20 protein-coding genes are annotated in these 22,137 nt (G+C 68.6%); 16 read left to right on the top strand and 4 right to left on the bottom strand.

All coding sequences use genetic code 11. The features are described from left to right. The first annotated feature begins 26 nt into the window (after positions 1-26). The 3 genes from AAFF32_RS13430 (at position 27) to AAFF32_RS13440 (ending at position 3,631) form a co-directional block, all read left to right on the top strand. Entirely contained in the window at positions 27-2,219 is a 2,193-nt protein-coding gene (locus tag AAFF32_RS13430) for an ATP-binding protein (RefSeq protein WP_342315468.1), read from the top strand. A gap of 22 nt (positions 2,220-2,241) precedes the next feature. After that, complete coding sequence (locus tag AAFF32_RS13435) at positions 2,242-2,871, top strand: NAD-dependent dehydratase (protein WP_342315469.1); 630 nt, start codon at positions 2,242-2,244, stop codon at positions 2,869-2,871. An 85-nt stretch (positions 2,872-2,956) separates the two neighbouring features. Continuing rightward, entirely contained in the window at positions 2,957-3,631 is a 675-nt protein-coding gene (locus tag AAFF32_RS13440) for a type 1 glutamine amidotransferase domain-containing protein (RefSeq protein ID WP_216966346.1), read from the top strand. 160 nt (positions 3,632-3,791) lie between these two features. Here the strand turns inward: AAFF32_RS13440 and AAFF32_RS13445 are convergent, their stop codons facing one another. Then, positions 3,792-8,426 carry an autotransporter domain-containing protein gene (locus AAFF32_RS13445; RefSeq protein ID WP_342315470.1) on the bottom strand — a complete coding sequence of 1,545 codons (4,635 nt, stop codon included), beginning with the start codon at positions 8,424-8,426 and terminating at the stop codon, positions 3,792-3,794. Between the two features lie 553 nt (positions 8,427-8,979). On the opposite strand from AAFF32_RS13445, the gene AAFF32_RS13450 reads away from it, so the two are divergent. The 13 genes from AAFF32_RS13450 (at position 8,980) to AAFF32_RS13510 (ending at position 19,025) form a co-directional block, all read left to right on the top strand. After that, on the top strand, positions 8,980-9,654 hold the full coding sequence (locus AAFF32_RS13450) for a DoxX family protein (protein WP_216966351.1): 675 nt from the start codon (positions 8,980-8,982) through the stop codon (positions 9,652-9,654). A 75-nt stretch (positions 9,655-9,729) separates the two neighbouring features. Continuing rightward, positions 9,730-10,185 carry an EF-hand domain-containing protein gene (locus AAFF32_RS13455; RefSeq protein WP_216966353.1) on the top strand — a complete coding sequence of 152 codons (456 nt, stop codon included), beginning with the start codon at positions 9,730-9,732 and terminating at the stop codon, positions 10,183-10,185. Positions 10,186-10,240: 55 nt separating this feature from the next. Next, positions 10,241-11,095 (top strand): DUF692 domain-containing protein, encoded by an 855-nt coding sequence (locus AAFF32_RS13460; RefSeq protein ID WP_342315471.1) that lies wholly within the window; start codon positions 10,241-10,243, stop codon positions 11,093-11,095. After that, on the top strand, positions 11,088-11,867 hold the full coding sequence (locus tag AAFF32_RS13465; protein WP_216966356.1) for a putative DNA-binding domain-containing protein: 780 nt from the start codon (positions 11,088-11,090) through the stop codon (positions 11,865-11,867). Before AAFF32_RS13460 ends, AAFF32_RS13465 begins: the two co-directional genes overlap by 8 nt. Continuing rightward, positions 11,867-12,289, top strand: a complete 423-nt coding sequence (locus AAFF32_RS13470; RefSeq protein WP_216966359.1) for an organic hydroperoxide resistance protein — start codon at positions 11,867-11,869, stop codon at positions 12,287-12,289. The genes AAFF32_RS13465 and AAFF32_RS13470 overlap by 1 nt, the downstream gene beginning before the upstream one ends. Positions 12,290-12,480: 191 nt before the next feature. Next, complete coding sequence (locus tag AAFF32_RS13475; RefSeq protein ID WP_216966361.1) at positions 12,481-13,020, top strand: thioredoxin family protein; 540 nt, start codon at positions 12,481-12,483, stop codon at positions 13,018-13,020. 63 nt (positions 13,021-13,083) lie between these two features. Next, positions 13,084-13,824 carry a response regulator gene (locus AAFF32_RS13480; protein WP_216966363.1) on the top strand — a complete coding sequence of 247 codons (741 nt, stop codon included), beginning with the start codon at positions 13,084-13,086 and terminating at the stop codon, positions 13,822-13,824. Continuing rightward, positions 13,821-15,140 (top strand): HAMP domain-containing sensor histidine kinase, encoded by a 1,320-nt coding sequence (locus tag AAFF32_RS13485; RefSeq protein ID WP_216966365.1) that lies wholly within the window; start codon positions 13,821-13,823, stop codon positions 15,138-15,140. The genes AAFF32_RS13480 and AAFF32_RS13485 overlap by 4 nt, the downstream gene beginning before the upstream one ends. A gap of 120 nt (positions 15,141-15,260) precedes the next feature. Continuing rightward, on the top strand, positions 15,261-16,178 hold the full coding sequence (locus AAFF32_RS13490) for a LysR family transcriptional regulator (protein WP_216966367.1): 918 nt from the start codon (positions 15,261-15,263) through the stop codon (positions 16,176-16,178). 153 nt (positions 16,179-16,331) lie between these two features. After that, positions 16,332-17,042 carry an SDR family oxidoreductase gene (locus AAFF32_RS13495; RefSeq protein ID WP_216966369.1) on the top strand — a complete coding sequence of 237 codons (711 nt, stop codon included), beginning with the start codon at positions 16,332-16,334 and terminating at the stop codon, positions 17,040-17,042. A gap of 26 nt (positions 17,043-17,068) precedes the next feature. Continuing rightward, positions 17,069-17,305 carry a 4-oxalocrotonate tautomerase family protein gene (locus tag AAFF32_RS13500; protein ID WP_216966370.1) on the top strand — a complete coding sequence of 79 codons (237 nt, stop codon included), beginning with the start codon at positions 17,069-17,071 and terminating at the stop codon, positions 17,303-17,305. 379 nt (positions 17,306-17,684) lie between these two features. Beyond that, positions 17,685-18,140 carry a DUF6010 family protein gene (locus AAFF32_RS13505; protein WP_342315472.1) on the top strand — a complete coding sequence of 152 codons (456 nt, stop codon included), beginning with the start codon at positions 17,685-17,687 and terminating at the stop codon, positions 18,138-18,140. A 21-nt stretch (positions 18,141-18,161) separates the two neighbouring features. After that, entirely contained in the window at positions 18,162-19,025 is an 864-nt protein-coding gene (locus AAFF32_RS13510) for an alpha/beta hydrolase (protein ID WP_342315473.1), read from the top strand. Positions 19,026-19,035: 10 nt separating this feature from the next. Here the strand turns inward: AAFF32_RS13510 and AAFF32_RS13515 are convergent, their stop codons facing one another. From AAFF32_RS13515 to AAFF32_RS13525, 3 genes are all read right to left on the bottom strand, one after another. Beyond that, positions 19,036-20,283: an MFS transporter gene (locus tag AAFF32_RS13515; RefSeq protein WP_342315474.1), complete on the bottom strand. Its 1,248-nt coding sequence runs from the start codon at positions 20,281-20,283 to the stop codon at positions 19,036-19,038. 88 nt (positions 20,284-20,371) lie between these two features. After that, positions 20,372-20,923 carry a hypothetical protein gene (locus AAFF32_RS13520; RefSeq protein ID WP_342315475.1) on the bottom strand — a complete coding sequence of 184 codons (552 nt, stop codon included), beginning with the start codon at positions 20,921-20,923 and terminating at the stop codon, positions 20,372-20,374. A 51-nt stretch (positions 20,924-20,974) separates the two neighbouring features. Beyond that, positions 20,975-22,000, bottom strand: a complete 1,026-nt coding sequence (locus AAFF32_RS13525) for a linear amide C-N hydrolase (protein ID WP_342317276.1) — start codon at positions 21,998-22,000, stop codon at positions 20,975-20,977. Positions 22,001-22,137 lie beyond the last annotated feature (137 nt).

The raw sequence follows: 22,137 nt of genomic DNA on the forward strand, positions 1-22,137 counted from the left end.
AGCACGTTCACTCCCCAGGGACCTCGATGGACACACCGGTTTCGCCCGCCGCTGCGATCATCACGCCGGAACTCGATCGGCGCCCCGCACGCCCTCCGGACCACCTGGCCGAGAGCCGCGCGCTGGTGGCGTTGATGAAGGCGCTCAAGGCGCCCGATGCGAGCATCCTGCACGAATTGGCCGAAACCGCGCTGCGCCTGTGCCATGCGGGGTCGGCCGGCATCAGCCTGGCCAGCGAGCACGAGGGGCCGCACATGGCCCGCTGGCGTGCCTGCGCCGGCCGGTGGTCGCCCTTCCTGCGCGACACCATCCCGCGCGGCATCACGCCCGACCCCGCCGCGCCGCTGCTCATCCGTCATCCCGAACTTCACGCCGATGACGCGCGCGAAGGCGCGCCCGCGCTGCACGAGGCGCTGCTCGTGCCATTCGAGGTGGCCGGCCAGAGGATCGGCACGGTGTGGGTGGTCCACCACGAACCGGCGCACGCGTTCGACCGCGAGGACGTCCGCCTGCTGCAGGACCTGGGCGATGTCGCCGCGCTGGCGTTCCAGGCCATCGAGCAACAACAGCAATTGCGCGACGCGCTCGACCGCCAGATCGCCGGCTCGCACCTGCTCCAATCCGTCAGCGTCGGCCTGATCTCCGAGGACGACATCGGCCCGCTCTACGCGCAGATCCTCGAAGCGGCGATGACGATCATGCGCGCGCAGTTCGCAAGCCTGCAGCGCGTGGATCGCAACGGCGAACTGCAACTGCTCGCCTCCTCCGGATTCCATCCCGAATCGGCCCGCTACTGGCAGGTCATCACCATGGAGTCAGCCAGCAGCTGCGCACAGACGCTGCGCGAACGCGACCGCTTCTTCATCGCCGATGCCGAGGAAGCCGCCGAGCTCGTCGGTGCCGGCAACCTGGCCGAATACCGCCGCTCCGGCATCCGCGCGATGCAGTCCACACCGCTGATCTCGCGCAAGGGCAAGCTCGTCGGCGTCATTTCCACGCACTGGCGCGAACCTTATGCGCTGGTGGACAGCGACCTGCGCCTGTTCGACGTGCTCGCGCGCGAGACCGCCGACCTGATCGAGCGCACCAACGCCGAAGCCGCGTTGCGCGAGGCCGACCGACGCAAGGACGAGTTCCTCGCCGTGCTAGGCCACGAACTGCGCAATCCGCTGGCGCCGTTGAGCACCGGCATCGAACTGCTGCAACGCGCCGGCCGCGACCCCGCGCTGACCGACAGCATCCACGCCATGATGAAGCGGCAGCTCGTGCACCTCACCCGGCTGGTGGACGACCTGCTCGACCTGTCGCGCATCACCACCGGCAAGATCGAACTGCGGCGCGAACCGATCGACCTGCGCGTGGTGATCGAGGCGGCCGTCGAACTGACGCGTCCGCTGATGGAGCAGCGCGGGCACTGCCTAACTGTGGAGCACCACGACACGTTGCTGCCGGTGCACGGCGATCTGGAGCGGCTTACGCAGGTCGTCGCGAACCTGCTCGGCAACGCCGCCAAGTACATGGAATCCGGCGGTCGCATCACCCTGCGCTCGGCGGCCGAGGGCGAACAGGCCGTGCTGCGCGTGAGCGACACCGGCTTCGGCATTCCCGCCGATCGCATCGACGAAGTGTTCGAGATGTTCTCGCAGGTGCCCGAGCATCGCGAACGCCGCGGCGGCGGCGGACTCGGTATCGGACTGGCGCTCTCGCGCCGACTGGTCGAACTGCACGGCGGCACGTTGAAGGCGACAAGCCCCGGGGCCGGACATGGAAGCGAGTTCGTCGTGCGATTGCCGCTGGGCATCGTCGCGCCGTCGGCGAAGCGCGACGCCGGCATCCGCAAGGCCGCCGCCGCGCCGCGCCGTGTGCTGATCGTGGACGACAACGTCGATGCGGCACTCAGCCTGCAGGCGGCACTGGAACTGGACGGCCACGTGGTGGACGTCGCCCACGACGGGCCCAGTTCGCTCGGCCTGCTCGAACACGGCGAGCCGGAGGTGCTGTTGCTGGACATCGGCCTGCCGCTGATGGACGGCTACCAGCTCGCGCGACGCATCCGCGAGCGCCCCGGCGGCGACGGTCTGCTGCTGGTGGCGATCACCGGCTGGGGCCAGGCCGGCGATCGCGAACGCGCCCGGCAAGCCGGGTTCGACGTGCACATGACCAAGCCGATCAGCCTGGACGTGTTGTCCGCCACGCTGGAGCGCGGCAAGCCGGTGTGAACCGCGAACAAAGGGGGCGTGCATGAAGCTGCTGGTCGTCGGATCCACCGGGTTGGTCGGGCGTCATGCGTTGACGCTCGCGTTGGCGCATCCGCAGATCGAAACCGTCGTCGCGCCAGTGCGGCGCCCGTTGCCCGCGCATCCCCGGCTGCTCTCGCCTGTCGTGGATTCCGATGCCCTGCCCGCCGATGCGCCGTGGTGGCACGTCGATGCCGTCGTCTGCGCACTGGGCACGACGATGCGCATCGCGGGATCGGAAGCCGCGTTCCGTCGCGTGGACCATGACTATCCGCTTGCGGTCGCCCGCCTGGCGCGCGCGCACGGCGCAACGACCTACGCGCTGAATTCCGCGCTCGGCGCCGATACGGGTTCGCGCGTGTTCTACAGCCGCGTGAAGGGCGAAGTCGAACACGACCTCGCCGCGATGGGCTTCGATTCGCTCACCTTCGTCCGCCCCGGCCTCATCGGCGGCGATCGCGAAGAGTTCCGCGCCGGCGAGCGCGCCGCGATGGTCGTGTTGCGTGCGCTGCATCCGGTGCTGCCCAAGCGCTGGCGCATCAATCCCGCCGAACGCATCGCGCAAGCGCTGATCGACGCCGCCGTGCATGCGCGACCCGGGACGCACGTCGTTTCCTCCCAGGCGCTGGTCTGAGCGTCCGCATCACCGCGCCCTAACCCGCCCGGCGCAAGACTTCGAGCACGCGCGCCATCGAACGCGACGGCTTCGGAGATCCCGCATGAAGATCCTCATGGTGCTCACCTCGCACGACACGCTGGGCGACACCGGCGTCAAGACCGGCTTCTGGCTGGAGGAGTTCGCGGCGCCCTACTACGTCTTCACCGATGCCGGCGTGGAAGTGACGGTCGCGTCACCGAAAGGCGGGCAACCGCCGATCGACCCCAAGAGCGACGACCCCGCCAACCAGACGCCCGCGCAGGATCGTTTCAAGGCCGATGCGAAAGCGCAGGCCGTGCTCGCGAACACGCGACGGCTGGATTCGGTGTCTGCGGGCGATTACGACGCGGTGTTCTATCCCGGCGGCCACGGTCCGTTGTGGGACCTGGCGGAAGATCCCGTGTCGATCAAACTGATCGAATCGTTTTACGACGCGGGCAAACCCGTCGCCGCCGTCTGCCACGCGCCCGCCGTGCTGCGCCACGTGAAGCACGACGGCGCGCCTCTGGTGAAGGGCAAGCGCGTTACCGGTTTCACCAACTCCGAAGAAGAAGCGGTGAAGCTGACGAAGGTCGTGCCCTTCCTGGTCGAGGACGAACTCAAGCGCCTGGGCGGAAAGTACGAGAAGGCCGGCGACTGGCAGAGCTTCGCCATCACCGATGGTCGATTGATCACCGGGCAGAACCCCGCATCGTCGGAAGCGACGGCGAAGGCGCTGCTGGGGCTGCTGCGCTGAGCGGCTTTGCGTGCGGCAGCGAATGCGTCATCCCCGCCTTCGCGAGGATGACAGCGCAAGAGAACATCGGTGTCCGAACCTTGGGGGCCGAACTGACAGTGGCGAAAGAAGAAGGGCGGCTTTCGCCGCCCTTCTCCGTTGCTCAGATCGTTCGCACCGATCAGAAGCGGACCGACAGACGCGCCGTGGCCTGGTGGTCGCGGGCTTCGTCCGCGAACTGGCCTTCGTAGCCCAGCTCCAGCTGCGTAACCGGGTTCAGCCACGCCGATACGCCGAGCTCGGCCACGGCAGCATCCTCCGCCAGCGGCGCACCGGCGACGCTGAAGTCGCCACCGCTGGACCAGCTCATGCGACTCGTCGAGACCACATCGTCCGACACGTGACGCCAGCCCAGACCGCCGCGCAGATCGAACCAGCCGGCGCCGGTGCCGCGACTGGTCAGCGAGAGTGCACCACGCAGGCCGAGGGTGGACACGTCGAGCGTCGTCTCCTCGTCGGCCACATGCAGCGCGAGGCTGCCGCCGGTTTCGGAGAACGCATCGCTTTCGGTGGTGACGCGCGCGTACTGCAGGTACGGCTCCAGCGATCCGCGTTCGCCGTCGATCGTGTAACCGCCTTCGACGAACACCTGGTTCGTGGTCGCGTCGTAATCGGCGACCAGACGCTGGTTCATGCCCGGCAGTGCGACGGTGCGCTGGCTGTCGATCGCGTGCTGCGCCAGGCCCACGCCGCCGCGCACGGCGAATGCGCCCCAGCCGCCGTCGACGTACAGGCCCACATGCAAGGTGTCGGCATCGCCCTTGGATGCGCGCGCGACGACGTTCGCGTCGGTGCGCTCGCTTCCGGCCATCACACCGAGCTGCCAGCCGTCCTCGAAACGGTGATCGGCGCCGATCAGCAGGCCGCTGCCGTTGTAGTCCACCGACGCGGCGTTGCCGTCGCCGTCGAGCGAACCGCCCGCGACGAGCGCATGCGCCCACACCGCGCTGCCCGGTTCGGCGGCTTCCGCCAGCGGCGAATGGCCGGCACGCATGCGGTCGAACGCGGCCTCGCGCAGGCGCCTGGCGTCATCGGCCAGCACCGTGCGCGCGCTCGCGTGGAACTCGCCGTCCAGCTGTTCGAAGGCCGCCGCGGTTGCGCCCAGGTCCAGGCCCATCAGGCTGGATTGCAGGCGCGAGGCATCGCCCGTCGTGCGGATGCCCGCCGTCACGCGCGTCGCGTCGATGGCACCACCGACCGCGGCGGTGTTGCCGGTCGACATCGCGGCGGCGTACGAGTTCGGCGTCACCGCCAGCACGACCGAGTTGGCCTCGTAGCGCACGTCGAAACGCGCGTTCGCCGGCAGGCCCGACAGCGGCTGGACCAGTCCCGTGTAGGAACCGTCCACGCCGCCCTGCGCCTGCACGATGGCGAAGGTATCGCCCACGTTCGGCGTGAAGGCATTGGTGGCCGCACCGGTGATGCCGCGCAGGCGCGGCTCCAGCGTGCCGGCGGCGGTGTAGACGCTGTTCGCGCCCACCAGCCACAGCGTGTCGAAGTGGCCCGCGCCGTTGCCGGCGGTGCGGCCGTCGACGTCGGCCACGAACGTGCTGCCGGCGTGCTGGAGCACGTTGCCCGTCACCACCAGCGTGCCCGGCGAGTTGCCCGGCGAGAGCACGCCCCTGACGTCCATCGCGCCTTCGACGCGACCCGAACCGCTGGCCGTGCCGTCCGCGTACACCCACACGTTGCCGGTGAAGGTGCTGTTGAAGCCCAAATCGCCCTGCTCGATGCACGCGCCGATGGCGTTGGCGCCGACGCCGCGCATGTCCAGGCGGCCCGCGCCGGACTTGATCAGGCACGCACTGCCGTCCACGGTGCCGGTCAGCGTGGTCGTCGCCGCACCGCGCGTTTCGAAGCGCGCGTTCTGGCCGGTGACGTGCACGTTCTGGGTGACGTTCATGCCGGTCAGCGCGGTGAAGTTGCCGTCCTGGCCGATGTAGATGTCGCCGCCGATCGCGCCGGCCGCTTCCTGCGAGGTCACGGCGATGGAGCCGCCCTGCACCTGCATCAGCACCTGGCTGTTGTGGCCCGACAGCGTCAGCACGCCGCCGCCCAGCTTCTGCACGATGCCCGAGCCGCCGATGTCGCCGGACACCACGACATCGAAGCCGTTGGTGTCGAACACCGCCGAGCGCGTGTTGTCGACGAAGATCTCGTGCGAGATCGTCATCGCATCCAGCGTGCGCAGCGTGGTGTTGTCGGCGATGGTGACGACGCTGCCGTCGCGGCCGAGCGCCGCATCGGAGGCGAACTCCAGCGTGCCGCCCTTGACGTTGATGCCGTCCTGCGTGTTCTGGCCCTTCAGCGTGAGCGTGCCGTCGCCGACCTTGTTGAGGACGCCATTGCCCGACAGGTCGCCGTTGAGGACGACGTCGTGGCCGGCCGTGTCGACGATGGATTTCGTCGAGGTGAGTGCGAAGTCGTTGTCGCTGGTGAAGCCGTCGGTGGTGCGCAGCGTGGCTTCGCCGATGCTGACCGTCCCGTGGCCCAGGTTGGCGTCGCTGGAGACTTGCAACGTGCCGCCGTTCACGACGAGGCCGCCGGTGAAGGCGTTGTCGCCGCTGAGCGTCTGCGTGCCGCCTTCGATGGCGAGTCCGCCGTCGCCGGCGATGTCGCCGCTGAATTCGCCGCGCGCATCCGTCAGCACCAGCACGTTGCCGCCCAGTTCGACGTTGCCGCCGCCCGTGAGCGACTGGACATCGATGTCGCCCGATGCGCCGCCGATGTCCAGCGTGCCTTCGGCCACGACATCCGACCCGGCGATGCAGCCCTGCCCGGCGAGCGACAGCGTGGCGCCGCGATCGATCAGGGTCGCGCCGGTGTAGGTGTTGCAGCCGCTGAAGGTCTGCGTGCCGCCGGCGATGTTCACGCCACCCTGACCGTCGATGACGCCGCCGAAGTCGCCATGCGCGTCCGTGAGCAGCAGGCCGTTGCCGCCCAGGTCGACCGTGCCGTTGCCGGTGAGCGACTTCACGTGCGCGTCGCCGTCGCCGCCGCCGAGGTCGAAGTGGCCCTGCGCCACGACGTCGCTGTTGGCGATGCTGCCTTCGCCCGTCAATGCGAGCGTCGCGCCGCTGGAGATGGTGGTGGTGCCGCCGTAGGTGTTCTCGCCGCTCAGCGTTTGCGTGCCGCCGTCGATGGCCAGGCCGCCGGCGCCGCCGATGCTGCCGCCGAAGTCGCCGTTCGCATCGGCCAGTACCAGCGTGTTGCCGCCCAGACCGACCGTGCCGTCGCCGGTGAGCGACTGCGCGCCGACATCGCCATCGGCCTGTGCGATGTCGAAGGTGCCGTCCGCGATGACATCGGAGTTGGCGACGCAGCCCTGCCCCGCGACCGCCAGTGTGGAGCCGGCGTGGATCACGGTATTGCCGCTGTAGGTGTTGCAGCCGCTGAGCGTCTGCGTGCCGCCTTCGATGGTGACGCCGCCGGTGCCGTCGATGGTACCGGCGAAGTCGCCGGTCGCGTCGGTCACGACCAGGCCGTTGTCGCCGAGCGCGACTTCGCCCGTCGCGCCGCCGGTGAGCGACTTCACGTTGACGGCGTCGTTGGAACCTTCGATGTCGAACGTGCCGTTGTTCACCACGTCCGAGGCGGCGATGCTGCCTTCGCCCGTCAACGCCAGCGTCGCGCCGTCGTCGATGGTGGTCGTGCCGGTGTAGGTGTTCTCGCCGGTCAGCGTGACGGAGCCGCCGTTGCCGGAATTGGTGATCGTCAGCTCGCCGGGCGTGCCGCCGTCGACGTCGGAGATCACGCCGCCGAATGTCGCGTCATGGCCGTTCTGGTCGATCGTGCCGCCGTCGCCGTCGATGGTGAAGTCCAGGTCGACATCCGCGCCGTCGGTGTCGACCACCAGCGTGCCGCCTTCGAACGCGCCGTCGCTGGCGCCGTCCAGGTCGTCGGTGCCGGTCGTGGTGTCGATGACGGCCGTGGTCGGCAGGCCCGGCGTGGTCGGCGCGCCGCTGCCGGGGTTGGGCGCGATGGGACCGAAGGGCACGCCGTGGTCGAACGTCAGGCCGGGCTGCTGATCGATGAGCAGGACCGGGCTGTTGACCTCGTCGTCGAGGTTGAACGTCAGGAAGCCCAGGCGATAGGTGCCCGACACGCTCACCGAATAGGTGGCGATCTGCCAGCCCGTCGCGCCGTAGCTGCCGGTGGAATAGCTGCCGGTGCCCAGGTTGGTGGCGCCCAGCAGCGCGAACTGTGCGTTCTGGTTGTTCACCACGCCCAGCGCGAAAGGATCATCCACGTTCACCAGCGAGGTGAACGAACCGTCGTTGTACGGCTCGTAGTCGGTGGAGACGTACTGCCAGGCCATCGTGAACGCATCGCCGGCTTCCAGGACCAGATCCTGGTAGAGCCAGGCCGCATTGGTGAGCGAGGCCGCGCCCATCATCGACTGCACGTTGCTCTGGCTCTGCGCGGTCAGGCCCAGCGCGCTCAGGCCCGCGCCGACGTTGCCCGCCTGGCCTGCCTGCAGGGACGCCATGTAGTTCTGGTACGGCGTCACCGTCCACAGGTGCGGGCCCGGTGCGGGGCCGACCTGGGAATCGAAATCGGTCATGCCGGTGACGACCGAAGCGCCCACGCCGGTCGATCCGTAGGAACCCGACGACTGCGATCCGGTGCCGCCGCCCGCGGTCCAGCCGCTCAGCGTGCCGTCCTCGAAGCTTGCGTTCTGGATGTCCACCGCAGCGAAGGCGGCCGTGGGCGAGAGCAGCAATGCCGCCAGCAGAGCCGCGCACATGCGCGTCATGGCCGGTGCGTCGTGCGTGGCGGCGGAACGAGCGCCCTTCACACGACCGCGGACAAGCTCGGAAGCGACAACCCACTGGTTGAGCGCACGGTTCCAGACAACGCGAAAAACGTGATTCATTCGGATGCGGCTCCCCACCGCAGGACAGGACGAAGAACGAACGAGCAGGCGCCGGCGCACACCGCGGGCCGGCAACGACGGACGTTGCGGACGCGTTGGTGCAATGGGCATGCCGGCGCGGAACCCGCGCTGCAGGCGGTTCCGGCGTGGAGGTCCCCGCTCGCCCTCGTTAACGTCATCGATCCGATTTACTTGATCGCGTTCACACTTTTTCATTCCGAAACCGCTCATTCGGCAAAGTTCGGGCCGCGAGGCGCGATTGAGCGGGTCGCGGTGAGGGAACCAGGCGGCCCGCCGCTTTGTATCGCCGTGTATCCACCGCCCGACGGGCCACCTTTCCCGACAAAACGCCCGCAATCGCGACACGAGCGCGATACCGCCCGGCCTCGAAATGGCGCCACCGGAAAACACCGCCGCCTTCGAGGAAACCCCGATGTCCACCGTCTCCGCTGCATCCCCTGCGCCCCTGCTGTCCCGCGTCGACGGCGTCGGCGCGTGGCTCGCCCCGCTCGGTCTGCGCGTGCTGCTGGCGTGGGAGTTCTTCGAGGCCGGCCGCGAGAAGTTGCAGGGCGAGAACTGGTTCGCCGAGCTGGCCGACAAGTTTCCGCTGCCGTTCTCGCTGCTGGGCGCCAACGTCAACTGGACGCTGGCGACGTGGACGGAGCTGCTGGGCAGCATCGCGCTGCTGATCGGCCTAGGCACGCGCTACGCGGCGGCGACGCTGTTCGTGGTGACGGTCGTTGCGATCCATGCCGTGCACTGGCCGTCGGAGTGGTCGAGCCTCGCCGAGCTCTGGCAGGGCTACGCGATCAGCAATGACGGCTACGGCAACTACAAGCTCCCGCTGATCTACCTGGCGATGTTGCTGCCGCTGATGTTCGGCGGCGCCGGACGCCTGAGCGTGGATCACCTCATCGCTTCGCGCCGCGCATCCACCGCCGCCGCGACGCCCGACACGCTGGCCTGGGGCGTGGTGCTGTTCGCCATCGGCACGACCGTCTCGCTGCTGCTGCCGTGGGCCGGTGCCGCGCTCGCCGTTTCCGGCGTCGCCCTGATGGCCTGGCCGCGCCGCCGCAGGACCGCGTCGGAACTGCTGGCCGCGGCCTGATCGCCCTTTTCGATGTTCCCGCGCCATGCACGGCGCAACCCCCGCACGGCCCCCGTGCACACCTGGAGACTCACCATGTCACGCAACACCACCCGCAACACCGCCGGCATGATCGGCATCGCCCTCGCCGGCCTGGTCCTGGGCAATTCCGCCTTCGCGATGCAGCCCCTCGCGCAGGGCTACATGCTCGCCGCCAGCCACGCCGCGGGCGAAGGCAAGTGCGGTGAAGGCAAGTGCGGCAGCACGCAGGCCAAGCCGGCCAAGGGCGCCGCGTCGAAGGCCGCCGAAGGCAAGTGCGGCGAAGGCCAGTGCGGCGACGCACGCTTCAACAAGACCGACGCCAATGACGACGGCCTCGTCTCCAAGGCCGAGTACCTGAAGGCCGTGCCGACCGGCGAAGGCTGGGCCGACAAGGACGCCAACGCCGACGGCTTCATCTCCGAGCGCGAAGCCTACGACTACACGAAGGCGCGCTTCGAAGCCAACGGCAAGAAGGTCCCGATCGGCCGCTTCGCCGCCTTCCCGGAATAACCCCGTCCCGCCGCGCCCCGCGATGCCATCGCGGGGCCCTCATCGAGTCCACGCCATGACGCAACTCCCTTCCGCTTCCGCCGGCCTCGGCCTGCGCCGCAGCCTGATTCCAGAGCTGCTGGCGATGGACGACGGCGCCGTGGACTTCCTCGAACTGGCGCCGGAAAACTGGATCGGCGTCGGCGGCCGCTCCGGCGAACAGCTCGCGCAGTTGTCGGCGCGGCTCCCGTTGAGCGCGCACGGGCTGTCGCTCTCGCTCGGCGGCACCGAACCGCTGGACATGAAGCTGCTGCTGGGCACGCGCGAGTTGCTGGAACGCCACGGCATCGCGCTCTACAGCGAGCACCTGAGCTACGCCTCCGACGACGGCCATCTCTACGACCTGATGCCGATTCCGTTCACCGATGAAGCCGTGCGTCACGTTGCCGCGCGCATCCGCGTGGTGCAGGACGTGCTGGGGCGCCGCATCGCGGTGGAGAACGTCTCCTACTACGCCGCGCCGTACCAGGCGCTGGCCGAGATCGATTTCGTCCGCGCCGTGCTCGACGAGGCCGACTGCGACCTGCTGCTGGACGTGAACAACCTCTACGTGAACTCGATCAACCACGGCTACGACGCGCAGGCGTTCCTTGCGCGGCTGCCGGGCGAGCGCATCGCCTCGTACCACATCGCCGGCCATTTCGACGAAGACATCGACCTCAAGGTCGACACGCACGGCGCGCCGGTGAAGGCCGACGTGTGGGACCTGCTGGCCGACGCGTACCGCCGCTTCGGCGTGCGTCCGACGCTGCTGGAACGCGACTTCAACTTCCCGCCGCTGTCCGAACTGCTGACCGAAACCAACCGCATCCGCACGATGCAGGCCGCCTACGCCGACCGTGCGCGCCTGCTGGAGCTGGCCCATGCATGAGCTTCGCCAGCAGCAGTACACGCTTGCGCGTCACCTGCGCGACCCGTCCGCGCACCCGCCGCCGCCCGGCCTGGAGCCGCGCCGGGTGAAGGTGTACGCGGAACTGTTCTTCAACTCGATCGAGGGCTTGCTCTCCGGCGGCTTCCCGGTGATCCGCCAGACGCTCGGCACGACCGCGTGGAAGGCGCTGGTGCGCGAGTTCTATGCGAACCATCGCAGCCGCACGCCGTTGTTCCCGCAGGTCGCGGGCGAGTTCGTCGATTACCTGGACGAGCGTGCGGATGACACGACGCTGCCGCCGTGGCTGCCGGAGCTGGCGCATTACGAGTGGATCGAGCAACTGCTGCTCACGCACGACGCGTCGCATCCGCTCGACGATGCCGACATCGACCCGCTCGACGGCGTGCTGCGCCTGTCGCCACTGGCGATGCCGCTGGCCTACCGCTGGCCGGTGACGGAGATCGGCCCGGACTTCGTGCCCGACGCACCGCCGCCGGAGGCGACCACGCTGGTCGTGCATCGCGATGCCGACCACGAGGTGCGTTTCGTGCGCATCGCGCCGCTGGTCTATCACCTGCTGGTGTCGATCCAGGCGCATGCGCGCAGCGGTCGCGGGCATCTGCTGGCGCTGGCGGACGAAGCCGGCGTCGATCCCATCGAATTCCAGGCACACGCCCTGCCGGTGCTGCACGCCTTGCGTGCACAGGGCGTGGTCTTCGTTCCCCCGCAACTCCCGCACCTTCCCTCCCCCAACGCAATGGAATCCCCGTGATGAGCACTTCCCTCGAAACCGTCATCTACACCGCGCACACCCACGTCACCGGCGGCCGCAACGGCACCGGCCGTTCCAGCGACGGCGCGATCGATGTCCTGCTGAGCACGCCCGGCTCGAACAAGCCCGGCACGAACCCGGAGCAGCTGTTCGGCATCGGCTATTCGGCCTGTTTCATCGGCGCGATTGGCTTTGCCGCGAGCGAACTCAAGGTGAAGCTGCCCGAAGGCTTCGGCGTCGATGCCGACGTCTCGCTCGGCAAGATCGCCACCGGCGAGTACCAGCTCGCGGTGAAGCTCAACGTCCGCCTGCCGGGCCTGGACGAGGCAACGCGCCGCCAGCTCGTCGAGATGGCACACCGCACCTGCCCGTATTCGCGCATGACGCGCGGCGAGGTGGAGGTGGAGATCGCGACCTCGTGACAACAAAGCCCCTCTCCCGCCTGGGGGAGAGGGGTTGGGATGAGGGCCCGAAGCACCGGATGCTCCAATCGCAACGCCTGCCCTCATCCGCCTGCCGGCACCTTCTCCCGCACGCGCGAGAAGGGACGCTTCGGCCGACGCCTCTTCTTCCACTTTCGGAGGAAGATCTTCTGCACCACGGAGGTAGAACCATGTTCCGTTCCATTCTCGCCACGCTCGCGCTGGGCCTGTCGCTGTTCATCGCCGGCTGCGCGCCGGGCGCGCAGGCCGAGCCGGCACGCCCGGCACCGGCGCCGGAATTCACCGGAATCGCGCGATGGCTCAACGCACCGCCGCAGACCATGGCGGGCCTCAAGGGCAAGGTGGTGCTGGTCGAGTTCTGGACGTACTCGTGCATCAACTGCATCCACGTCCTGCCGCATGTGAAGCAGTGGCATGAGCGCTACCGCGACGACGGTCTGGTGGTGATCGGCGTGCACACGCCCGAGTACGCCGAGGAGCAGAGCACCGCCAACGTGCAGCGCGCCATCGAGCGCTTCGGCATCACCTATCCGGTGGCGCAGGACAACCTGTACAAGACCTGGGACGCCTACGGTAATCGCTTCTGGCCGGCGTTCTACCTCGTCGATCGCGACGGCCGCATCGTCCATCGCCATTACGGCGAAGGCGATTACGAGGCCACCGAAGCCCGCATCCGCCAGCTGCTGGCGGCCAAGCCGGTTGCGCACTGACGTACCACGGCACCACCCTGCGCAGTGGCACAATCACCGACATCGATGGACGCCGGCGCCCGAATGGAACACGTAGACCACATCCTCGTCGTGGATGACGACCGCGAGATCCGCCAGATGATCGCGGACTATCTGGAAAAGAACGGACTGCGCGCCACCGCCGTGGCCGACGGCCGCGAGATGCGCGCGGTGCTCGACACCCACGCGGTCGACCTGATCGTGATGGACCTGATGATGCCCGGCGAGGACGGCCTCACGCTCACGCGCAACCTGCGCGCCGGCAAGCATCGCGCGGTCCCGGTGGTGATGCTGACCGCGCGCGACGACCAGACCGATCGCATCATCGGTCTGGAGATGGGCGCGGACGACTACGTCGCCAAGCCGTTCGCGCCGCGCGAGTTGCTGGCGCGCATCAAGGCGGTGATCCGGCGCACGCGCATGCTTCCGCCGAACCTGCAGGTGACCGAGGCCGCGCGCATGCTCGCCTTCGGTCGCTGGCGCCTGGACACCACCTCGCGCCACTTGCTCGATCCCGAAGGCACGGTCGTGGCGCTGAGCGGCGCGGAGTTCCGCCTGCTGCGCGTGTTCCTCGACCATCCCAACCGCGTGCTCAGTCGCGACCAGCTGCTCAACCTGACCCAGGGCCGCGATGCCGAGCTGTTCGATCGCTCCATCGACCTGCTCGTGAGCCGCCTGCGCCAACGCCTGCTCGACGACGCGCGCGAGCAGAGTTACATCAAGACCGTGCGCAGCGAAGGCTACGTCTTCAGCATGGCGGTGACGGTCGTGGGCGAGGACGAATGAGCACCGCATCGCGCGAGGGTTCGCGCTGGCTGCCGCGCTCGATGGCCTCGCGGCTGTACCTGCTGCTGGCCGGCGGCCTGCTGATCGCGCACGGGCTTTCGTTCGGCATGCTCTTCTACGAGCGTTACGAATCGGCCACCTCGATGCTGATGACCAACCTGGAGCAGGACGTGGTCGTCGCGGTGAACCTTCTCGATCACCTGCCGCCGGAGGAACGCGCGCACTGGTTACCGATGCTGCGGCGACGCACGTTCCACTACACGCTCGATCCCGCGCAGGAAGGCACACCGCTGCCGAACGAGTCCACGCGCGAGATGGCCGGGATGATCGCCAACGCCCTGGGCCCGCGCTATCCGACACGCGCGCGCCTGGTGTCGCGCGATCCCGAACGCTTCCAGGTGCAGGTGCGCTTGAGCGACGGCAGTCCGCTGGTGATCGAAGTGCAGCCGTCGGTGATGCCGTTGGCGAAGTGGCTTCCGTACGTGCTGGCAACACAGTTGGCCTTGTTGCTGCTGTGCGCCTGGGCCGCGGTGCGCCTGGCGACGCGTCCGCTCGCGCGGCTGGCCAATGCGGCCGAAACGCTGCGCCCCGGCGGCGACGGCGCGCGCCTGCCCACCGGCGGCCCGACCGAGGTCGCGCAGGCCGTGGGCGCGTTCAATGCGATGCAGGACCGCATCGCCCGCTACATGAAGGAACGGCTGCAGATCCTGGCGTCCATTTCGCACGACCTGCAGACGCCGATCACGCGCCTGCGGCTGCGCGCCGAAGCGATGGGCGAGTCGCCCGAGCGCGAGAAGATCATCGACGACCTCGACCAGATGCAGCACCTCGTGCGCGAAGGCATCGCCTACGCACGCAGCGCGCACGGCGATGCGGAAGCGCCCGCTCGCGTGGACCTCGACGCCTTCCTCGACAGCCTGGTTTGCGATTACCTCGACACCGGACGCAACGTGAGTTTCTCGGGCCGTGTCGGCATGCCGGTGGTCACGCGACCGCAGGCGTTGCGGCGCGTGGTCGTGAACCTCGTCGACAACGCGCTCAAGTACGCCGGCGCGGCGGAAGTGGAGGTGTCCGGCAGTGACGACGGCGCGGTGATCCACGTACGCGATCGCGGGCCCGGCATTCCGGAAGCGGAGTTGTCGAAGGTGCTGGAACCGTTCTATCGATTGGAAGCTTCGCGCAATCGCGATACCGGCGGCACCGGGCTGGGGCTGGCGATCGCCACGCAACTCGCCGATGCCATCGGCGCCACGCTCACGCTGCGCAATCGCGACGGCGGCGGGCTGGAGGCGATCGTGCGTTTGCCGCGAGCTTGAGGGTCGCTTGTCCTACCCCTCTCCAGCACGCGGCGACCGAAGGGAGTGCAGAGCTGAGAGGGGCTAATGTCGGCATCAGCCAAGTCGATACGATTGCCATAGACGCACCCGGAGACGCCCGTGGACCGCATCGAGGCCATGAAGATCTTCATCGCCGCATTGGACGAAGGCAGCCTTGCAGGCGCCAGTCGGCGCACCGGGCGTTCGGCGGCGGCGGTGAGTCGCGCCGTCGCCTATCTGGAAGCGCACGTCGGCGTGCCACTGCTGCACCGGACCACGCGCTCGATCAAGCTCAGCGAGGCCGGCGAGCGTTACGCCGCCGCGTGCCGCAAGGTGCTGGCCGACCTGGAGGAAGCCGACCGCCAGGCCGCGGGCGAACGCTCCGTGCCGCGCGGCATGCTGACCATCACGTCCACCGTGTTCGCCGGTGTCGAATTGCTGCAGCCCATCGTCGATGCCTTCATCGACGAGTTCCCCACCGTCAACGTGCGCATGCACCTTCTAGAACGCCCGGTCAATCTGGTCGAAGAAGGCATGGACCTGGCGCTGCGCATCACCCATCTGGCCGATTCGACGCTCGTTGCGCACCACGTGGGCCAGGCGCGACGCGTCGTCGTCGCCTCGCCCCGTTACCTGGCGCTGCATCCGCGCATCGAGGAACCGGCGGATCTGGCCAAGCACCAGATCGTCACGACCGCGCACATGGGCCTGGACTCGTGGACGTTCCCGCCGCTGGAGGGATCGAACGTGCCGCGTGCCGTGTCGTTCGCGCCGCGCCTGGTGGTCAACAACGTGCGCGCGGCGATCGCCTCCGCCGTCGCCGGACACGGCGTCACGCGCATGCTGTCGTACCACGTCGCGCCGGAAGTCGAAGCCGACGCGTTGCGCGTCGTGCTTGCGCATGCCGAGCCCGCGCTCATCCCGGTGAGCCTGGTGTCGCCGCAGGGCCGCCTGTCGGTTCCCAAGGTGCGCGCCTTCGTCGATTTCGCCCTGCCCCGGCTGCGCGCGACCTTCGCGCGGCGCACGCTTCCCGCCTGAACCAAGCCCTGCGGCATGGGCGATTCCACCGCTGCGCGGAAGAATGTCTGCCGGAACCGGTGGATTCGCAAGCGCAAGGTGCGCTCCTAGATTGAGTGGCGTCCGGAACAGCCACATCGGCACGTCCGGCTCCCCCACTACCGGAGTCACACCATGAACACCCCCACCAAAGTCGTCGCCATCACCGGTGCCTCGCAGGGCATCGGCGCCGGTCTGGTCCAGGCCTTCCGCGATCGCGGTTACCGCGTCGTCGCCAATTCGCGCTCGATCAAGCCGTCGAACGATCCGGACATCCTCACCGTTCCCGGCGACATCGCCGACCGCGAAGTCGCGCAGCGCGTGATCGGCGAAGCCGTGGCGAAGTTCGGCCGCATCGACACCCTCGTCAACAACGCCGGCATCTTCACCGCCAAGCCGTTCACGCAGTTCACGCCACAGGATTACGCCGCCAACCTGTCCACCAACGTGGACGGCTTCTTCCACATCACCCAGGCCGCCATCGCGGAGATGGAGAAGCAGGGTTCCGGCCACGTGGTGAGCATCACCACGAGTCTGTCCGACCATGCCATCGACGGCGTGCCGTCGGTGCTGGCCTCGCTGACCAAGGGCGGCCTGAATGCGGCGACGAAGTCGTTGGCCATCGAGTACGCCAAGCGCGGCGTGCGCGTGAATGCGGTCTCCCCTGGCGTGATCAAGACGCCGATGCATGCGCCGGAAACGCACGACTGGCTCGCGGCGCTGCATCCGGTGGCGCGCATGGGCGACATCGGCGACGTCGTGCAGGCCGTGCTGTTCCTGGAATCGGCTGGCTTCGTCACCGGCGAGATCCTCCACGTCGACGGCGGCCAGAGCGCCGGCCACTGACGCATCGCTTCCCTCAGGAGAACGACATGCCCATCGTCACCATCCAGGTCACCCGCGAAGGCTCCACGCCGGAGCGCGACTCGGTCACGGCGCAGGAGAAGGCCGCGCTCATCAAGGGCGTGAGCGAGCTGCTGCTGGAGGTCCTGCACAAACCGCTGGACTCCACATTCGTCATCATCGAAGAGGTCCCGCTGGAGAACTGGGGCTGGGGCGGCCTGCCCGTCCCGGAACTGCGACGACGACGCGCGGCGGGAGAGAAGTAGTCCGGTACTCCTCGTCGAGGCCGCGCGAGGTGGAGATTGAAATGCAAAGGCCCCTCCCTCTTGGCATCGAACCGTCAGCTGCGTGCTCCTCTCCCCTTGCGGGAGAGGGACAGGCTCGCGCAGCGAGCCAGGGAGAGGCGTGGGCCGCTGCAAAGAACGCGCTTCGCGCGCTCCTCTCTTCCGGCGGTTCGCGCCACCTTCTCAGCTCTGCACTCCCTTCGGTCGCCTCAAGGGGAGAAGGAAGAGCCAGACCCTTCACCGCAACCCCGCAGCAAGCAGCGCAACCTCGCAACAGCACCGCGTCCCCACGGGTACTCGTGGCCGACGTCCCGCCGCCGCGTCGTCATCCAGGACGGAACCGACCTCATCGGAGCCTCCCATGTCCTCCGCCCCCGCCCCCCATTCACACAGCCACGCACCGTCCGCGTTCGCCCGGCGCCCGATCCTCACCGGCATCGCCGTCGGCATCGTCACGCTGGTGCCGCATGCGTTCCTGACACCGCAGGCGTCGCTCGCCTTCGCCGCCGTGGTGATCGCGCTGATCGCCGGGATCTACTTCGGCTTCGCCGTCATGAACGGCTCGCCTTTCGATCAAATGGTCGAATTCAACGTGACCGGCCTGTTCACGCTGGCGGGCCTGCTCGGGCTCCTGCTGTGGCCGATTCTTCTGCCGCTGGCGTACTTCGGTCATGCGCTGTGGGATCTGGCGCACCACAACCGTTCGCGCCTGTCGCTGGTGAAGATCCCGCAGTGGTATGTGCCGTGGTGCGTGGTGATCGACGTGATCGTCGGCGCCGGGCTGTTGCTGATCTGGCGCAACCACGGCCTGATCTGACACTGACTTGCAGAGGTGCCCATGAACCCCGTCGTCTTCCACCGCACGCCCGTCGGCGATGCGACGATCTTCCACCGCGAGGCCGGCCCGCGCGATGCGCCTGCCGTGTTGTTGCTGCACGGATTCCCCACGTCCTCGCACATGTTCCGGCACCTGATCCCGCGGCTCGCGGACCGGTTCCGCGTGATCGCGCCGGACCTGCCCGGCTTCGGCTTCAGCGAAGCGCCCGGGCGCGATCGCTTCGCGTACACCTTCGATCACCTGGCGCAGGTGATGCAGGACTTCACCGATGCGATCGGGCTGGAGCGACATGCGCTGTACGTCTTCGACTACGGCGCGCCGGTGGGCTGGCGCATGGCGATGGCGCGGCCGGAGCGCATCACGGCGCTGATCACGCAGAACGGCAATGCCTACGAAGTTGGACTCAGCGACGGCTGGGGCCCGACGCGCGCGTACTGGGACGATCCCTCGCCCGCCAACCGCGACGCCATGCGCGCCATGCTCACGCTGGAGACCACGCGCTGGCAGTACGTGCACGGCGCGCCCGACGAATCGCAGGTGGCACCGGAGGCGTACTGGCTGGATGTCGCGCTGATGTCGCGGCCCGGAAACGACGAGATCCAGCTCGACCTGTTCCTCGACTACGCGAACAACGTCGCGCTGTATCCGCAGGTCCACGCCTACTTCGCCCGCCACCGGCCGCCGCTGCTGGCGGTGTGGGGCCGGCACGATCCCTTCTTCCTGCCTGCCGGCGCGGAAGCGTTCCGGCGCGATCTGCCCGATGCCGAGGTGCATCTGCTCGACACCGGCCACTTCGCGCTGGAAACCCATGTCGACGAGATCGCACAGCGGATGCGCGAGTTCCTGCAGCGACAGGCGCTCTAGCGCATCGCGATCACGATTGCAGCGCGGGATGCAGCGCGTCCGGGTTTCGCGGCCGGCGCGCTGAGGGAAACCACAGCGCGATCGCCGCGGCCCCAAGGCCTACGGCCATCGAACCGACGTACATCCAGACGTAGCTGCCGTAGCGATCGAACAGCCAGCCGCCGATCAGCGGGCCCGACGCCATGCCCAGGCTCGACAGCATGCCGGCCGCGCCCAGGACCATGCCGAGGATGCGCGGGCTGAACGCTTCGCGTGCCAGCGAGGCGTACAGCGGCATCGTGCCGCCGTAGGCCATGCCGAACACGATCGCCACGGCGTAGAAGCCGTCGAGCCGGTTCACCGCCAGGTACGACACCGCCGCCACGGCCTGCACCAGCAGCCCCGCCACCAGCACGGGCTTGGCGCCCACGCGGTCGGCGAGCAATCCGCACAGCACGCGTCCGCCCAGCCCCGCCGCGCCTTCCATGCTGTAGATGGTCACGGCCGTGGTCACGGCCAGGCCGCAGCCGACGGCGTAGCTGACGGTGTGGAAGATCGGCCCCGAATGGGCCGCGCAGCACGCGAAGAACGTCAGCGCCAGCACGATGAAGGCGCGCGATCGCAATGCCTTGCGTGCGTCGGAGACCGTACCGTCGCCGGTGTCGTCCCCATGCGCATGCGCCGCGGCCGGCGCCGTGCGCACGAACCACGCCGCCGGCAGCGTCAGTGCCCACGCCAGCACGCCGACGACGAACAACGTCTGCCGCCAGTCGTAATGGCTGATCAGCCACGCGACCAGCGGCGACATCGTCATCGGCGCCACGCCGACGCCGGCCGATACCAGCGACACGGCGAGGTTGCGGCGCTTCTCGAACGAGGCGGCTGTCGCGGCGATCACCGGCGTGAAGAAGCTCGCCACCGCCACGCCCATCAGCACGCCGTAACCCAGCTGGAACTGCCACAGGCTGCTCGCGCGGCTGGCGAGGATGCAGGCCAGACCGAGCAGCAGCGCGCCGGCGAACACGACCATGCGCGGGCCGACACGATCGCTCAGCACGCCCCAGCCGAATCCCGCCACGCCCATGCTCAGGAACGCCCAGGTCATCGCGCCCGACAACGCACCGCGTGACCAGCCCGTGGCGGCGCTCATCGGACCCAGCAGCACGGCGAGCGCGAAGATCACGCCCACGCCTACGCAGCCCAGCACGGCGCCGGCGGCGACCAGCGGCCAGTTGCGGTCGAGGGGAACGGGAACGGGAACGGCAGCGGTGCGGTTCATGCGGGGCGGCTCCGTCGGGACTCATCCGGTTCGACGAACCGGCGGCATCGGAATCGACATCCGGCGCGACGCCCGCGCCTTCGCCCGCTCAGTCGGCGTCCGTGGCGCCTGCGCGCGTCCCCAGCGCCTCCAGTTCCCTCGTCATGAAGACCCATTGCGCCTGGCTGGCCACGGCGAGCTCGCCGAGCAACCGCACCGCCGTGTTCGCGTGCCCGCAGGCGCCGGACGGATCGGCTTGCGCGGAGGTGAAGGCCAGTTCGACCGCGCGCATGTAGCCCGCGGTCGCGTCCTTCTTGGCCCGTTCCTGCTCCAGGAATGCCGGTGCCTGCGCCAGCCGGGCATAGAACGCGGCCTTGTCCTGGGCATTCCAGGCGCCAGAGTCGAGGCGCGCCTGCCCCGCCGCGTCCAGGCGGGCCTGGTGCGCCGCTTCGCTGGACTTGTAGTTCGCATACAAGCGGTCGAGTTCGCCGGTGAATCCGGCGATCAAGGCCTCCGGCGGCACGGACGGGTCGCACGTGTACTTCCCGGCTGCGCGCGCGGATGCGGGTGCGGTCATCGCAAGCGCCACGGCCGCGATCAGTGCGGTACGGACAAGCATCGGTTCCCTCCCCAGGGACGCCACCGGCATGGGGTGGCGCATGCGGCAAGGCTACACGGCATGCGTGCACGTGTGTCGCGCGTCCGGCGGAGCTCAACCGCCCGGCGACACCCCCATGAACTTGAACAGCTCGGCCGGCACGAACTTCGCCGCGACGTTGCCGGCGAAGACGTTGCGCTGGTCCGGGCCAAGATCGAGCCGGGCGACCTGGCCGGTTTCCTTCGAGAAGTCCAGGTCGTCGAGCTTCACCCAGAACGTGTTGGGCGTCAGCGCGGACTCGAAGAAGTACAGCCTGCGCTTGTGGTCGGCGACGGTGCGCCAGCGCGTGGAGGAAATGTTCGGCTGGTCCGGCGTGGTGATGCCGTAGGGCACGGACACGTTGCGGATCACGCTGAACACGCTGGCCAGTGCCACCACGGGATCCTCGTCCTTGGGGATGGCGTCGATGTAGAACGAAGCACGCGCGAAGCGGTCGGAGGAGCGGTTCGTGCCGGGCAGCATCACCGTCCCGCCGATCTGCTTCCAGTAGGCGTTGAGCGCGAGTTGCTCGTCGAAGATCGGCGAATTGGTCATCACCTGGTACTGGCGTCCGTGGTGGATGACCTGCTTTCCACCGATGTACTCGACGATGGCGCTGTCGCCGCTGGCATCGGACATCGACAGGTGCATCGTCGCCAGGCGGTCCTCGCCGGGCACCTTGTCGGTCACCAGCGTGAAGGGTTCCTTGCGCAACGCCGCCACGGCCTCGGCGACGGTGGCGAAGTTGTCCAGCACGTACTGGGCCCATAGCGAAATGGCCAGGCCCGGCTTGCGGCCCGCATGCTTCGGGTATTCGGACTCGACCAGCCACAGCACGTTGGCGACCAGGCCCTTCTCGTTCATGCCGTCGGTGGTGGCGATGTCGTAGCCGGACGCGATGACACTGCCGTAGCGCGAGGTCCAGCGCAGCGTGCCCGGGCCGGTTTCGCCGGTGCGTTCCATCCCGCGCGGGAACACCCACAGATTGGTGGCCATGTCGCTTTTCCAATCCATGGTGCGTGCGGTGATGACATCGCCGTTCGGGCCGAGATAGACCAGGCGCGTGCAGGCCCGCGCTGGCGTGGCCGTCAACGCCGACATCAAGGCGAAGGTCCCCAAGGCGATTGCGACGGTTCGAAACATGACGCTGGCCTCCGTGTCCTGGAAGTTCGGTCCTGCGAATACCCCGCGTTCGCGGCGCGGATGAACGCGGCAATTCGGCGCTGGATCGAGTTAAG

Origin of the sequence: Lysobacter sp. FW306-1B-D06B, from assembly GCF_038446665.1 — a bacterium.
Classification (GTDB): Bacteria; Pseudomonadota; Gammaproteobacteria; order Xanthomonadales; family Xanthomonadaceae; genus Lysobacter_J.